The organism is Micromonospora sp. KC207 (assembly GCF_004348615.1).
In the GTDB taxonomy this organism is placed as follows: domain Bacteria; phylum Actinomycetota; class Actinomycetes; order Mycobacteriales; family Micromonosporaceae; genus Micromonospora.
The window spans coordinates 1-16,196 of the sequence record NZ_SMKJ01000158.1 but is presented as its reverse complement, the minus strand read 5'-3'; the positions used below and the strand labels follow the sequence as shown (position 1 = coordinate 16,196).

Below are 16,196 nucleotides of genomic sequence, written 5' to 3'. Positions count from 1 at the left end.
CCAGGGCGATCAACGACTACGTCACCGCGTGGAACACCGACGCGAAACCGTTCGTCTGGACCGCGACCCCCGGCGAGATCCTGGCCAAGGTCCGCTGGGTCCACACCGAGGTCCGCAAACTCCTCACGAACAACGACAAGTAAACGATCTCGATTACGCGACACTAGGCGTAGGAACATTCATGATCACTGATGTCTGTGCCCGTCTGCTACCCGTCCGGTTCCCTGACCCAATTGCGCGGCCTCTAAACACGTACAATTTGACGGCGGAAGTGTCAAGAGCGCAGGCGCGTTGTAGGGCGGCAGGAAATGGCCAGGCGGGGCAATGAAGTCGAGTTCCCAACAGATAGGTCCTCGCTGTCGAGTGCCTCCCGCAGGGCTTGGACGGCGGTTGATTCGTCGTACGCCACAGGGGCGTTTTCGCTTCGGTTGGAAGCCTGCGCTTCGGCGGCGATGGACGGCAGGTCGGTGGCTCGGACGCCATAAGCGCTGAGCGTGGTGGCGAAGCCCGCAACGGCGATGAGGTCGCGGATCGCGGGACCCAGGTGGCCGGCGGTCGGCACCCGGAAGAACGCGGCCAGCTCGGCCAGACGGTCTGCGACGAAGCCCGGGCCCCGCGGATCCTCGACCCGGCCGGACGACGCCACCGGTAGCAGGGCCGACAACGACAGCGCGGCCGCCAAGCCGTGCGGGACGCCGTACCGGATCGTGAGGGGGTACGCGAAGGCGTGTCCGACCGTCGTCCGGGTCTCGCTGATCGCCAGCCCGGCCGTCGTCGCCAGGGCGCACAGGTCGGCCCGGTTGGCCAGAAGAGCTTCCTGGCCGCCGGCGAGGAGAGGGACAAGGCCGCGGGCGGCCGCGCCGGCGAGGCGGCGGGACGCGGGGGTGGAGCGGACGGACCAGTACGACTCCACGGAGTGCGCCAGCGCGTCGAGCGCGCAGGAGAACGTCAGCTCCGCCGGGCAACCCGCGCTCAGCCCGGGATCGATCAGCGCGACGTCCGGCCGCACCGCGGGCAGGTCGAGCGAGTGTTTGCGGCCGTCCACGTACACCGTGGCGAACGGGGTCACCTCGCTGCCGGTGCCAGCTGTGGTGGGCAGCACGATCAGCGGCACGTGCCCACCGTCAGGCTCGCGGTCGCCGTGCAGCAGCGCCAGCGCGGCAGCTGGGTCGGGCGGCAGCAGGCGGATCATCTTGGCGGTGTCCATCGCGGAGCCGCCGCCGACGCCGATGACGAGGTCCGCGCCGACCTCGTGCAGCATTCGGACGCCGGCCAGCACGTCGGGCAGGACCGGGTTGGCGCGGAAGCCGTCGAACACCCGCGCCGGGCGGCCGCCGAGCCGGTCCAGCACGCCGGTCGCCGCGACCCGGCGCGGGCTGCCGACCACCAGGATCCGGCCCGGCCGGTAGCGGGCGACGACCTCGTCCAGCCGGTCCGCGGCGCCACTGCCGGTGATCACCTCGCGCACCCGTTCATCCTGCCCGACAGACCGGGGGCGTGGACGGACCGCAACCTGCCACCGGGCGGCACGGGCGGCGCGGACGTGCCCGATTCTGACAGGTTCTGGTCATCGCGGGCTGGTCGGCGGAGCACCTGCGTAGTCTCCGGGGACACCAAGGGACACGACCCATGACGGGGGTGCGATGACTCACGCACACGGGCAGCCTGTCGCCATCGTCGGCATCGCCTCCCGGACACCGGCGGCGTCCGGGCCGGACGAGTACTGGCGCCTGCTGAGCGGGGGCGTGGACGCCATCAGGGACCGGGGCCCGGAGCGGGCGACCGGTCCGGAGCGTGGCGGGTTCGTCGACGGGGTCGACGAGTTCGACGCCGCGTTCTTCCGCATGTCGCCGCGCGAGGCCGCGGAGACCGACCCGCAGCAGCGCCTCGCCCTGGAGCTGGCCTGGCAGGGGCTGGAGGACGCGGGCATCGTCGTGCCGGAGTCCGGGTCCGCGCCGGTCGGCGTGTTCTTCGGGATCATGGCGGGCGACTACGCCGACCTGGTGGTGTCCTCGGGCGAGGTCACCCGGCACACGCTGACCGGCATGGGCCGGGCGATGATCGCCAACCGGGTGTCGTACGCGCTGGGCCTCGGCGGCCCCAGCCTGACCGTCGACACCGGCCAGTCGTCGTCGCTGGTGGCCGTGCATCTGGCGTGCGAGAGCCTCACCCGGGGCGAGGCCGGCGTGGCGCTCGCCGGCGGTGTCCACCTCAACGTGTCGCCGCTGAGCACCGCCGTCGCCCGCGCCGCCGGCGCGCTGTCGCCGGACGGCCGGTGTTACGTCTTCGACGAGCGCGCCAACGGGTACGTCCGGGGCGAGGGCGGCGGCGTCGTCGTGCTCAAGCCGCTGGACCGGGCCGTCGCCGACGGCGACCGCATCTACGCGGTCATCCGGGGCAGCGCGGTCGGCACCGGCAGCGACCCCACCGGTCTCACCGTGCCCAGCGCGGACGCGCAGGCGCGGACCATCGGCGACGCGCTGCGCCGCGCCGGGCTGGCACCCGGCGAGGTGCAGTACGTGGAGCTGCACGGCACCGGCACCGCGGTCGGGGACCCGATCGAGGCGCGGGCGCTCGGCGAGGCGTACGGGGCGCCGCGCGCCACCCCGCTCGTGGTCGGCTCGGTCAAGACCAACATCGGCCATCTGGAGGGTGCGGCGGGCATCGCCGGTCTGATCAAGACGGCGCTCTGCGTCCACCGCCGGGAACTGGTGCCGCACCTGAACTTCCGCCGCCCCAATCCGCGCATCCCGCTGGACGACCTCGGGCTGCGGGTCGCCGACCGACACGAGCGGTGGCCGGCCGGCGAGCAGCCGGTCGCGGCGGGGGTGACCTCGCTCGGCATCGGCGGCTCGTGCTGCCACCTGGTGCTGACCGCCGCCCCGGAGAACGCCCCCGCCACGCCGCCGGCCGAGCCGATCCACCGGCCCGCGCCGGTCGTGGTGTCCGCCACCGGCCCGGACGCGCTGCGGGCGCAGGCCGGCAAACTCCGCGAACACCTGCTGGCGCATCCGGACGCCACGCTGCCGGACGTGGGACTGTCCGCGGCGACCACCCGCGCGCAGTGGCGGACCCGCGCCGCCGTGTCCGCCGCCGACCGGGACGGCCTGCTGGCGGGCCTGGCCGGTCTGGCCGCCGGGGACGTCGCACCCGGGCAGGTCGTGCCCGGCCGCACGGCGGTGCTGTTCACCGGCCAGGGGGCGCAGCGGGCCCGGATGGGCGCCGGCCTGGCGGCCGCGTACCCGGTGTTCGCGGACGCCCTGGACGAGGTGTGCGACCAGCTCGACGCGCACGTCGGCCGCTCGGTGCGCGACCTGCTGGAGGCGGCGCCCGGCGCCCCCGACGCTGCCCTGCTGGACGACACGCGGTACACCCAGCCCGCGCTGTTCGCGGTCGAGGTGGCCCTGTTCCGGCTCGCCGGGTCGCTGGGCGTCCGCCCCGACGTGCTCATCGGCCACTCGGTCGGCGAGCTGGCCGCCGCGCATGTGGCCGGGGTGCTGTCGCTCGCCGACGCGAGCACGCTGGTCGCCGCCCGCGGCCGGCTGATGGGCGCGCTGCCGGCCGGCGGCGGCATGGCCGCGGTGCAGGCGTCCGAGGCGGAGGTGCGTGAGTCGCTGACCGGCCTCACCGACCGGTTGGGCGTCGCCGCGGTCAATGGCGCGCAGGCGGTGGTGGTCTCCGGCGACCTAGACGCGATCGAGGAGTGGCTGCCGCGCTGGGCGCACCGCAAGACGACCCGGCTGCGGGTCAGCCACGCGTTCCACTCGCACCTGATGGAGCCGATGCTGGACGAGTTCCGGCAGGTGGCGCAGGCACTGAGCTACACGCCGCCACGGATTCCGGTGGTGTCCAACGTGACCGGCGAGCCGGCGTCCGCCGAGCTGACCGACCCGGAGTACTGGGTGCGCCACGTCCGCGAGGCGGTCCGGTTCCACGACGGCATCGGCGCGCTGCACCGGCAGGGGGTGCGGCGCTACCTCGAGCTGGGCCCGGACGCGGTGCTGACCGCCATGGCCCGGCAGACGCTCGGCGACGATTCCGGCGCCGTCTTCCTCGCCGCGCTGCGCGCCCGGGAGGACGAACCGGCGGCGTTCGCGGCGTTCCTCGGCGGGGCACACGTCGCCGGGATCGGCATCGACTGGCTGGCGGTGTACCCGTACGGCCGGCGGGTGACCCTGCCGACGTACGCGTTCCAACGGCAGCGGCACTGGCTGCCGCCCCGGGGCGCGGCGGCGGACGTCGCCGCGGCCGGCCTGACCAAGGTGGAGCACCCGGTGCTCGCAGCCGCCGTGACCCTGCCCGGCGGCGACGAGTGGCTGCTGACCGGCCGGACGCCCGCCGGGGCCGAGCCCTGGGGGAGCACCGCGCTGGTGGAGCTGGCCGCAGCGGCCGGACGCCAGGCCGGCGCGCCGGTGGTCGGGGAGCTGACCGTCGAGGAGCCGATGCCGGCGCCGGGCGGCGTGCCGGTGCAGATTCGCGTCGGTGAGCCCGACGAGCACGGCCACCGGACGGTGGCGATCCACTCCGCCGCGACCTGCCACGCCCGCGGGTTCCTCACCGCGGCCGCCGGGGAGGCTCCGGACTGGCGGGCCGCCGCGTGGCCGCCGCCGGGCGCGGTCCCCGCCGACCCCGGCCTGCTGCCAGCCCGGCTCGCGGAGACCGGCCAGGATCCCGGACCGGCCCTGCGGGCCGTGCGGGCCGTGTGGCGCGACGGCGACGACGCGTACGCGGAGATCGCGCTGCCCGACGCGGACGCCGAACCGCCGCGTGGGCTCGGGATCCACCCGGTGCTGCTCGACGCGGCCCTGCTCACCCGGCTGGCCCTGGACGAGGACGGCATCCCGCACGTCTGGTCCACGGTCCGCCTCGGACGTCCCGGCGCCCTCCGCGCCCGCGTCCGGCTCCGGCGATCCGGCCCGGCCCGGCTGCGTCTCGATCTCGCCGACGAGCACGGCGAGCCGGTGCTGAGTGTGGACACGATCACGGTCCGCCCGCCCGACCCGGCGTCGTCCGCGCCGCTGTACGGGATCGACTGGGTCCCGGTGACCGGTGACGACGGCCGGGCCCGCACGGTCGTGGCGTACGCCGACCGGTACGCCGACGCGGACGCGGTGGTGGCCCGCATCGACGGCGACCACGCCGAGTCGGTGGCCGCGGACACCCTCGCGCTGGTGCAGTCGTGGCTGGCCGACGACCGGCTCACCGGCCAGCAGCTCGTGCTGGCCACCCGCTACGGCGTCGCGGTCGGCGACGAGGCCCCGGATCTGGCGCTGGCCCCGGTGTGGGGCCTGGTGCGCAGCGCGCAGTCCGAGCACCCGGGCCGGTTCGTGCTGGTGGACGACGACGGCGCGGACCCGGACTGGTCGGCCCTGCTGCGCCGCGACGAGCCGCAGCTCGCCGTCCGCGGCGGGCGGGTGCTCGCCCCGCGCCTGGTCCGCGCCGCGGCGGCCGCCGCACCGGCGGCACCCGCGATCGACCCGGACGGGACCGTGCTGGTCACGGGCGGCACCGGCGACCTCGGCGCGCTGGTCGCCCGGCACCTGGTCCGGACCCACGGGGCCCGGCGGCTGCTGCTGCTCAGCCGCCGCGGCCCGGCCGCCGAGGGCGCCCCGGAGCTGGTCGGCGAGCTGGCCGCGCTGGGCTGCCGGGCCGAGGTCGCGGCGTGCGACGTGGCCGACCGCGACCAGCTCGCCGCCGTGCTCGCCGGTCTGGAGCACCCGCTCACCGCGGTCGTGCACGCCGCCGGCGTGCTCGACGACGGCGTCCTGGAGTCGCTCACGCCGGGCCGGCTCGACCACGTCCTGCGGCCGAAGGTCGCCGGGGCGCGGCACCTGCACGAGCTGACCGCCGGCCTGCCGCTGTCCGCGTTCGTCGTGTTCTCCTCGGTCGCCGCGACCATCGGCTCGTCCGGACAGGGCGGCTACGCCGCGGCGAACGCGTTCCTGGACGCCCTCGCCGCGCACCGCCGGGCCGCCGGGCAACCGGCGCTGTCGCTGGCTTGGGGCCTGGTGGACGGAACCGGAATGGCCGGCACCCTGGACGACACCGCCGCCGCGCGGTGGGCCCGGTCCGGGATCCGGCCGATGCCCGCCGATCTCGTCCCGGCCCTGTTCGACCGGGCCCGGGGGCACGGCCGCGCGCTGCTCGCGCCGGTCCGGCTGGACCTGGCTGCCCTGTCCGGGCGGGCCCGCGCCGGTGACCTGCCGCCGCTGCTGAGCGGGCTGGTCGCCGTCCCGGCGCCGGAGACGGCGCCGGCCACCGGGACGTTGGCGCAACGGCTCGCCGCGGTACCCGTGGCGGACCGCGACCGTCTCGTCCGGGACCTCGTCCGCGACCACGTCGCCGTCATCCTCGGGCACGGCTCGGCCCGCGACATTGACCCGGACCGGGCGTTCAAGGAGCTGGGCTTCGACTCCCTCGCCGGTGTCGAGCTGCGTAACCGGCTGATCCGGGCCACCGGGCTGACGCTGCCCTCGACGATGGTCTTCGACCACCCGACCACCGCCCGCGTCGCCGCGCTGCTGCGCGAGCGGGCCGAGGGCGCCGCCGATCCGGCGGCCGGCGCGCCGGCCCGGACCCGGGCCGTGGCGGACGACGAGCCGCTCGCCATCGTCGGCATCAGCTGCCGGTACCCGGGCGCGGTCAGCAGCCCGGACGAGCTCTGGCGGCTGGTGGCCGAGGGCCGCGACGCCATCACCGAGCTGCCCGACGACCGCGGCTGGGACCTGGGCCGGTTGTACGACCCGGACCCCGAGCGTGCCGGCAAGCTCTACACCCGCGGCGGCGGCTTCCTCGACGGCGCGGGCGACTTCGACGCCGGGTTCTTCGGCATCAGCCCGCGCGAGGCGCTCGCCACCGACCCGCAGCAGCGGCTCATGCTGGAGGCCGCGTGGGAGGCGTTCGAGGACGCCGGCATCGACCCGACCGCGCTGCGCGGCTCGGACACCGGGGTGTTCTGCGGCGTCATGTCGTCCGACGACTACGGCGGCGCCATCCCGCCCGAGCTGGAGGGCTTCCGCCTCACCGGGACCACGAACAGCGTGGTGTCCGGCCGGGTGGCGTACACCCTCGGGCTGGAGGGTCCCGCGGTCACTGTGGACACCGCGTGCTCGTCGTCACTGGTCGCGCTGCACCTGGCCGGGCAGGCGCTGCGCTCCGGCGAGTGCTCGCTGGCGCTGGCCGCCGGGGTCACCGTGATGGCCAAGCCGTTCCTGCTGGTCGAGTTCAGCCGGCAGCGCGGGCTGTCCGCCGACGGGCGCTGCAAGGCGTACGCGGCCGCCGCCGACGGCACCGGCTTCTCCGACGGCCTCGGCGTGCTGGTGCTGGAACGTTTGTCCGACGCCCGGCGGCACGGCCGACGCATCTGGGGCCTGATCCGCGGCAGCGCGGTCAACCAGGACGGGGCCAGCAACGGGCTGACCGCGCCGAACGGCCCGTCGCAGGAGCGGGTGATCCGGCAGGCGCTGGCCGGCGCCGGGCTGCGACCGTCCGACGTTGACGCGGTCGAGGGCCACGGCACCGGCACCCGGCTGGGCGACCCGATCGAGGCGCAGGCGTTGCTGGCCACCTACGGCCGCGACCGCGAGGAGCCGCTGTGGCTGGGCTCGGTCAAGTCGAACATCGGCCACACCCAGGCCGCGGCCGGCATCGCCGGGGTCATCAAGATGCTGCAGGCGATGCGGCACGAGACGCTGCCGCGCACCCTGCACGTGGACGCGCCGTCGCCGCACGTCGACTGGACGGCCGGCCGGGTCGAGCTGCTGACCGAGACGGTGCCGTGGCCGGCGTCCGGCCGGCCCCGCCGCGCCGGGGTGTCCTCGTTCGGAGTCAGCGGCACCAACGCGCACGTGATCCTGGAGGAGGCGCCGCCGGCCGCGAGCAGCCCGGCGCCGGCGCCCGGGACCGTGCTGCCGGCCGTGGCGGTGGTGCTGTCCGGGCGTGGCCCGGCGGCGCTGCGGGCGCAGGCGCAGCGGCTGCACGCGGCGCTGGCCTCCGAGCCCGGCTGGACGCCGCTCGACGTCGCCCACTCGGCGGCCACCACTCGCGCGCACCTGGAGAACCGGGCGGCGGTGGTCGCTGCGGACCGCGACGAGCTGCTGGCCGGGCTGCGCGCCCTGGCCGGCGGCGAGGCCGCGCCGGGTATCGTGGACGGCCGGGTCACCGGCGACCGGGTGGCGTTCGTCTTCCCGGGCCAGGGCGCGCAGTGGGACCGCATGGCGGTGGAGCTGCTGGACACCGCGCCCGAGTTCGCCGCGGAGATCGCCGCCTGCGGCCGGGCGCTGGCCCGCCACGTGGACTGGGATCTGGAGGCCGTGCTGCGCGGGACGCCCGGCGCGCCGTCGTTGCAGCGCGTCGACGTGGTGCAGCCCGCGCTGTTCGCGATGATGGTGGCGCTGGCGAAGCTGTGGCGGTCGTACGGGGTGCGGCCGGCCGCGGTGATCGGGCACTCGCAGGGCGAGATCGCCGCCGCATACGTCGCCGGCGGGCTGTCGCTGGAGGACGCCGTCCGGGTGGTGGCGGTGCGCAGCCAGCTCGTCCGGGACCGCCTGGCCGGTTCCGGGGCGATGGTCTCGGTGGCGCTGCCGCTGCCCGCGGCCCAGGAGCTGATCGCGCCGTACGGCGACCGGATCTCGGTCGCGACGATCAACGGACCGGCGGCCGTGGTGGTGGCCGGCGACCCGGCGGCGCTGGACGAGATGATCGCGGCCGCGGAGCGCGGCGGGATCCGGACGCGCCGGGTGCCGGTGGACTACGCCTCGCACTCGCCGCACGTGGAGGTCCTGCGCGACGAGCTGCTCACCGCGCTCGCCCCGGTCCGGCCGCGCTGCGGCGAGGTGCCGTTCTACTCCACCGCGGAGGGCGGCTACCGGGACACCGCGGGCCTGGACGCCGCCTACTGGTACCGCAACTTGCGCGAGCCGGTGGGCTTCGAGCCGGCCGTCCGGGCGCTGCTCGACGACGGCGTCACCGCGCTGATCGAGGTGTCCCCGCACCCGGTGCTGACCATGGCGATGCAGGAAACCGTTCAGGAGGCGGACGCCGGTGAGCGGGCCACGGTGCTGGCCTCGCTGCGCCGCGACGAGGGCGGCCTGCCCCGCTTCCTGCTGTCGCTTGGCGAGGCGCACGTGGCCGGGGCGACGGTGGACTGGCCCGCGGTGTTCGCCGGCACCGGGGCCGGCCGGGTCGCGCTGCCGTCGTACGCGTTCCAGCGCGAGCGGTACTGGCTGTCGTCCGCCGCGGCCACCGGTGACGCGTCCGCCGCCGGTCTCGACCGAGTCGAGCACCCGGTGCTGGCCGCCGCGGTGCCGGTGGGCGACCGGGACGAGTGGGTCTTCACCGGACGGGTGTCGGTGCAGGCGCAGCCGTGGCTGCGCGACCACGCGGTGGCCAGCACGGTCGTGGTGCCGGGCGCCGCCCTGATCGAGCTGGCCAGCGCCGCGGGCGCCCGCCTGGGCTGCCCGGTGCTGGACGAGCTGGTGCTCCAGGCGCCGCTGGTGCTTGCCGAGGACGACGTGCGGCAGGTGCAGGTCCGGGCCGGCGACGCGGACGCCGACGGCCGCCGCGAGGTGGCGGTCTACTCCCGGCCGCAGGACCCCGGTGAGGACGGCGGGTCCCCGGTCACCTGTCACGCCCGTGGCTGGCTGAGCGCCACGGCCCCGGAACCGGGCCCGGCGTGGGGGACGTGGCCGCCGCCCGGCGCCCGGGCGGAGCTGGTCGACGCCCTGTACGCCCGGCTGGCCGACGCCGGCTACGAGTACGGCACGGTCTTCCGCGGGGTCCGCGCCGCGTGGCGCGACGGCTCGCGGGTCTGGACCGAGCTGGCCCTACCCGAGGACGTGTCCGGCGCCGGGTTCGTCCTGCACCCGGCGCTGCTCGACGCGGCCCTGCACGGCGCGCTGGTGGACAAGCGGGCCGGCGCCCCGATCGACCTGCCGTTCTCCTGGTCCGGGGTGTCGCTCGGCGCGCCCACCGACGGCCCGTTGCGGGCCCGGGTCACGCCGGGCGCGGACGGCGCCGTCCGGATCGACGTCCTCGGCCCCGGCGGCGAGCCCGTGGCGAGCGTCGCCAAGCTGGTCTTCCGGCCGGTCGACCCGGTGCAGCTCGAGGGCGGCGCGGGCGACGGCGCCGAGTCGCTGTTCCATCTCGGCTGGACCGACGTCACGGCCGCGGCGACCGGCCCGGCGGCGGCCCGCGTCGTGACGATCGGTGCCGGCGCCGACCGGGCCACTGTCGAGGCGCTGGACGCCGCGCTGGCCGGCGGCGGCGCACCGGTGCCGGACGTCGTGGTCGCCGAGGTCGACGCCGGCCCCGACGACACGCTGCCTGCGGCCCATCGGATGGCCGCGCGGACCCTGACGCTGGTGCAGCGCTGGCTGGCCTCGGAGTGGCTCACCGACGCGCTGCTCGTGGTGGTCACCCGGCACGCGGTCGCGGTGGCCGGTGAGTCGGTCGACCCGGCCCGTGCCCCGGCCTGGGGCCTGGTCCGCAGCGCCCAGTCCGAGCACCCCGGCCGGTTCCTGCTGGCCGATCTGGATGACGGCGACGCGCCGGACTGGGGCGCGCTGGCCGCCACCGGCGAGCCGCAACTCGCGGTCCGCGGCGGACGGATCCTCGCGCCGCGCTTGCAGCGGGCACCGGCCACGCCGTCCGGTGACACGTGGCGGCTCGGCATCCGGCGTGCCGGATCGCTGGCCGAGCTGACCACCGTGCCGTCGGCCGGGGACCGGCCGCTGCGCGCCGGTGAGGTCCGGGTCCGGGTCCGGGCGGCCGGGCTGAACTTCCGCGACGTGCTCATCGCGCTGGGCCGCTACCCGGGCGAGGCGCCGCTGGGCAGCGAGGCCGCCGGAGTGGTGACCGAGGTCGGCGCCGGCGTGACCGGCCTGCGCCCCGGCGACCGGGTGATGGGCCTGGTGACCGAGTCGTTCGGGCCGCTGGCCGTGGTCGATGAGCGCCTGGTGACGCCGATGCCCGACGACATCGGGTTCGTCCCGGCGGCGGCGGTGCCGGTGGTGCACCTGACCGCGTGGCACGCCCTGGTCGACCTGGCCGACGTACGCCCCGGGCAGCGGGTGCTGGTGCACGCCGCCGCCGGCGGCGTGGGCATGGCCGCGGTGCAGCTCGCCCACCACCTGGGTGCCGAGGTGTACGCTACGGCGAGCCCGGCCAAGTGGGACGCGGTGCAGGCGCTCGGAGTGGACGCCGCCCGGATCGCCTCGTCGCGGGACCTGTCTTTCCGGGACACCTTCCTGCAGGCCACCGGCGGCGCGGGCATGGACGTGGTGCTCAACGCGCTGGCCGGCGAGTACGTCGACGCCTCGCTCGACCTGCTGCCCCGCGGCGGCCGGTTCGTCGAGATCGGCAAGGCCGACATCCGGGACGCCGGCGAGATCGCGGCCGCCCGGCCCGGCGTGCGCTACCGCGCCTTCGACCTGTTCGACGTGGACCCCGGCCGGATCCAGCAGATGCTGCGCGACGTGGTGGCCCGGTTCCGCGACGGCACGTTCCGGCACGGGCCCGCGCGGACCTGGGACGTGCGGGACGGCGAGGAGGCGTTCCGGTTCCTGCGCGAGGGCCGCAACACCGGCAAGATCGTGCTGACCGTGCCCGCGCCGCTCGACCCGGGCGGCACCGTGCTGATCACCGGCGGCACCGGTGGTCTGGGCGCGGTGGTCGCCCGGCACCTCGCGCAGCGGCACGGCGTGACCGACCTGCTCCTGGTCAGCCGCCGCGGGCCCGCCGCCACCGGCGCCGCAGACCTGGTCGGCGAGCTCGCCGGTCTCGGTGCCCGGGCGCGGGTGGCGGCCTGCGACGTGACCGACCGCCAGCAACTCGCCGCGCTGCTCGGCACCCTCGACCGCCCGCTGACCGCGGTCGTGCACGCCGCCGGTGTGCTCGACGACGGGGTGGTCGCCGCGCTGACCCCGGAACGGCTGGCCCGGGTGATGCGCCCCAAGGTGGACGCCGCTCGGCACCTGCACGAGCTGACCGCCGGGCACGACCTGTCGGCGTTCGTGTTGTTCTCCTCGGTCGCCGGGCTCATGGGCACCCCCGGGCAGGGCAACTACGCCGCCGCGAACGCGTACCTGGACGCCCTGGCCGCGTCCCGCCGCGCCTTGGGCCTCCCGGCCGCCGCGCTGGCCTGGGGTCTGTGGGCGGACGCCACCGGGATGACCGGTGACCTCGGCGCCGAGGACCTGGCCCGGCTGGCACGTGCCGGCATCGGTACCCTCCCGACCGAGCTGGGGCTGAGCCTGTTCGACCGGGCGCTCGGCCGGGCCGAGGCGCAGCTCGCCCCGGTCCGCCTGGACTTCGCCGTGCTGCGTTCCCTGGCCCGGGCGGACGCGCTGCCGCCGCTGCTGCGCGGTCTGGTCAAGACGCCGGTGCGGCCGGCGGCGACCGCCGGCACGTCGCTGGCCGACCGGCTGGCCGGCGCCGCGCCGGCCGACCGGGAGAAGGTGGCGCTCGACGTGGTGACCGCCCAGGTCGCTGCGGTGCTCGGGCACACCTCACCGGAGACCGTGGCGGCCGGCCGCGAGTTCAAGAGCCTGGGCTTCGACTCGCTTGCCGCGGTGGAGCTGCGGAACCGGCTTAGCCGGGCGACCGGGCTGCGGCTGCCGACCACACTGATCTTCGACCACCCCACCCCGGTGGCGGTCGCCCGGTTCGTGCTGACCACCGTGGGCGGGCCGGACCCCGCGGCGGCGTCACCGCTAGAGGCGGAGCTGCGGAAGGTCGAGGCGCTGCTCACCGAGGTGGCCGGGGACGCCGATCGGCTGGCCGAGCTGGAACCGCGGCTGCGGGCGTTCGGCAACCGGCTCCGGCATGTGCTCAGCGGCGGTCCGGCGGATCAGCCCGAGACGGCCGACGCCGGCCCGGAGTACCTGCTCGGCGAGGTGTCCGACGAGGACATGTTCGACCTGATCGACCGAGAGCTGGGAGCGGCGTGACCGGAGGGGCGGAGGGACGCTCAGCGGCCCTCCGAGTCCTTGCGGACGGCGTGTAGCAGCCGGCGGACGGCGATGACGTGCGCGCCGGAGCCGATTACCAGCATCCGGTAGGCGGCGCCGTGCAGGCCGTGGAACGCCGCGTACGTGCGGGCGCTTACCACCGTGCCGTCGTCCACCTCGGCCAGCGCCAGTCGAAGCTCGTACCGGGAGAAGCGGTGCCGCCCGGTGAGCCGCAGCAGCCGCTCTGCCTGAGCGTCGGCGACGCGGAAGCCGACCAGGGTCGCGCCGGTCACCACCGGCGTCCGGGACGACCGGGCCGGTTCGGCGGCCAGCAGCCGGGCGAAGGTCTCGGACGCGGCGAAGCGCGGCCCGGTGACCTGCCGGGTCAGCGCCGGCCACACCACCGCGGGCGGTGCCGCGACCGGCATCCGGTGCTCGTCGACGAAGGGCAGGTCGTCCGGCTCGGGCGCGGTCAAGGGAGCAGGTGCTCGGCCACCGCGCCGGCCCACCGCCGGTAGCCGAAGCTCGACGGGTGGAAGCGGTCGCGGGCGAAGAACTCCGGCACCGGCGGCAGCAGCGAGTCGGGCCCGACCCACACCGCGCCGGGCTGCGCGGCGCAGACCTGCCGGGCCACCTCGTCCAGATCGGCGGCGCGCTGCGCCAGGTAGCGGCCGAGCGCCCGGGGCATCGCCGGGAAGACGTCAAAGGGCGGGATGCCGGTCACCGCGACGTGCCCGGCACGAGCGCGCAGGTCGGTCACGATCGCGGTGAGGTCGTCGCGCCACTCCTGCGGCCCGCGCCGGCTCAGCACGTCGTTGACCCCGGCCAGCAGTACGGCCACGTCGAGTTCCTGCTCGAGCTGGGGCAGCAGCCGGTACCGGATGCGGCGGGCCGTGGCGGCGTGCTGGCCCACCACCGACCAGTCGACCGGCCGGCCGGTGCGCTCGGCGAGCGCGCGGGCAAGCGCACCGGTGAAGCCCTCGTCGTGGGTGTCCGTGCCGCAGCCGGCTGCGGTCGACTCGCCGAGCACCCCCAGCCGCAGCGGCCGGGCGTCCACGGCGCCGGTCGATACATCGGGCGGCGCGGGCGTCGCGCCGGTGGTCGGCCCGCCGGCCGGCGGCAGGATCTCGGTGCGGGCCCGCAGCCAGATGCCCTGCGCGGCGACGACCGAAAGCAGCACCGGGTTCACCGGGCCACCGCCTCGGCCACCGGCCGCTTGCGCAGCGACTCGACGGCGTCCTGGATGCCGTCGCGGACGTCCACGCCGAGCGCCCGTGACTGCACCGCCAGCGCGCCGTCCGCCACGAACCGCAGCAGCTCGTCGGGCGTCGTCGTGGCGAGCCGATCGACCTCGGCCAGCACCCCGGCGATCAGCGCGCGCAGCCGCCGGGCGATCTTGTCGTTGCGTCGGACCAGGGCGATCGCCTGCATCCACAGCCCGCTGTGCGCCTCGTCGGCGAGGAGGTCCCGGAACTCAGCGCGCATCGCGGGCAGCGGAACGTCCGGTGCCGCCGCGGCGGCCCGGCGGATGACCGCCCGGAACCGCTCCTCCAGCTCGTCCAGGCAGGCCAGGAAGAACGCCTGCTGGCTGCCGAACAGGCGGAACACATACGGCTGGGACAGGCCGAGCCGGTCGGCCACGTGCTGCATCGCCGCCGTGGTCAGCCCATGGTCGGCGAACGCGCCCATGCCTATCGCGACGGCCTGGACCCGGCGCTGACCCGCGGTCGCTCGTTCCATCTTCATCGGGGCAGCCTAGAACAGTATGTACTTACTAACAAGTACGCCAGTCCCGTTTCGTGTCGGATATGTTTCGTATCCGGGAAACTCGGAAATAAACGCCCACGCCATATCCGCAATGGCTGCTGTCCATTATCTGCCAGCGGCGCCGGCGGCCCGCAACTTGTTGCCACGGCCGGGCCACGTACCGGTCGCCGGAGCGCTAGGCGCGCTGTCCGCGCTGGTCCGTTCGTACTATTGCGCCCGAGCCGGCGGCTGCTAGCCGCGCGCGAGAGTAGTCATGATCTTGGCAGGTACTGGACGTCACCCATTTACGGCGTGGCTTCCGCTGGCCTTTGCTGCGTACGCTCCACCTCGGATTGAGCGGCAGGCAGCTCTCCGGTGACTCCATTTCGGGAACGGGCGGCAATGGTCGGCGAAATGGCACCGGAGCACGCCTGTGCCGGGCATGGCCGCCGATGTGACCGGCCTCGACACGACCGACAAGGAGCTCGGATCCGCATGACCCAGGGCACCGACGAGCAGCAGAAGCTCCGCACCTACCTCCGCAAGGTCACCAGTGAGCTGCTCACCGCCAACCGCCGGGTGCGCGAGCTGGAGGAACGCGACCTCGAGCCGCTGGCGATCGTGGGCATGAGCTGCCGGTACCCCGGGGGCGCCAGCTCACCGCAGCACCTGTGGGAGCTGGTCGAGCAGGGCCGGGACGCGATCACCGGGCTGCCGCGCGACCGCGGCTGGGACGTCGACACCCTGTACGACCCGGACCCGGACCGGACCGGCCGGGTGTACGCCCGCGGCGGCGGCTTCTTCGAAGGCGTCGGTGACTTCGACGCCGCGTTCTTCGGGGTGAGCCCGCGCGAGGCGCTCGCCATGGACCCGCAGCAACGGCTGGCGCTGGAAGCCTCGTGGGAGGCGCTGGAGGACGCCGGCATCGACCCCACCGCGCTGCGCGGGTCCGGCACGGGCGTCTTCGTCGGTGCCCTCGCTACCGACTACGGACCCGCCATGCGGGCCGAGCTGGAGGGCTTCCGGCTCACCGGCACCCAGACCAGCGTGGTGTCCGGCCGTATCGCGTACACGCTGGGTTTGGAGGGTCCGGCGGTGTCGGTGGACACGGCGTGTTCGTCGTCGTTGGTGGCGTTGCATTTGGCTGGGCAGGCGTTGCGGTTGGGGGAGTGTTCGCTGGCGTTGGTCGGTGGGGTGACGGTGTTGGCTGGGCCGTTCTTGCTGGTGGAGTTCAGTCGGCAGCGGGGGTTGGCGGCGGATGGGCGGTGTAAGCCGTATGCGGCGGCGGCTGATGGTACGGGTTTTTCCGACGGGGTCGGGATGCTGGTCGTGGAGCGGTTGTCTGATGCGCGGCGGCGGGGGCATCGGGTGTTGGCTGTGGTGCGTGGTAGTGCGGTGAATCAGGATGGTGCGTCGAATGGGTTGACTGCGCCGAATGGTCCGGCGCAGGAGCGGGTGATTCGGCAGGCGCTTGCTGTTGCGGGGTTGTCGGCTGCTGAGGTG

6 protein-coding genes are annotated in these 16,196 nt (G+C 75.5%); 2 read left to right on the top strand and 4 right to left on the bottom strand.

The window, feature by feature from the left end; genetic code table 11:
• Positions 1 to 274: 274 nt before the first annotated feature.
• On the bottom strand, positions 275 to 1,468 hold the full coding sequence (locus E1258_RS19720) for a phosphonoacetaldehyde reductase (RefSeq protein ID WP_165949844.1): 1,194 nt from the start codon (positions 1,466 to 1,468) through the stop codon (positions 275 to 277).
• A 175-nt stretch (positions 1,469 to 1,643) separates the two neighbouring features.
• Between E1258_RS19720 and E1258_RS19715 the strand changes: the two genes are divergently transcribed.
• The gene (locus E1258_RS19715; protein ID WP_132403362.1) at positions 1,644 to 12,947 is read left to right on the top strand and encodes a type I polyketide synthase; all 11,304 of its coding nucleotides are present in this window, start codon (positions 1,644 to 1,646) and stop codon (positions 12,945 to 12,947) included.
• A gap of 20 nt (positions 12,948 to 12,967) precedes the next feature.
• Here the strand turns inward: E1258_RS19715 and E1258_RS19710 are convergent, their stop codons facing one another.
• From E1258_RS19710 to E1258_RS19700, 3 genes are read right to left on the bottom strand one after another with little or no spacing between them, the layout of a single operon-like run.
• The gene (locus E1258_RS19710; protein WP_132403359.1) at positions 12,968 to 13,423 is read right to left on the bottom strand and encodes a hypothetical protein; all 456 of its coding nucleotides are present in this window, start codon (positions 13,421 to 13,423) and stop codon (positions 12,968 to 12,970) included.
• Positions 13,420 to 14,127, bottom strand: coding sequence for an SGNH/GDSL hydrolase family protein (locus tag E1258_RS19705; protein WP_207919632.1), 708 nt, complete (start codon positions 14,125 to 14,127; stop codon positions 13,420 to 13,422). The genes E1258_RS19710 and E1258_RS19705 overlap by 4 nt, the downstream gene beginning before the upstream one ends.
• Before the next feature lie 5 nt (positions 14,128 to 14,132).
• Positions 14,133 to 14,693 (bottom strand): TetR/AcrR family transcriptional regulator, encoded by a 561-nt coding sequence (locus tag E1258_RS19700; RefSeq protein ID WP_132403353.1) that lies wholly within the window; start codon positions 14,691 to 14,693, stop codon positions 14,133 to 14,135.
• Between the two features lie 495 nt (positions 14,694 to 15,188).
• Here E1258_RS19700 and E1258_RS19695 point away from each other — a divergent pair.
• Positions 15,189 to 16,196, top strand: a 1,008-nt coding sequence (locus E1258_RS19695) for a beta-ketoacyl synthase N-terminal-like domain-containing protein (RefSeq protein WP_207919631.1), incomplete at its 3' end; no start/stop codon positions are given.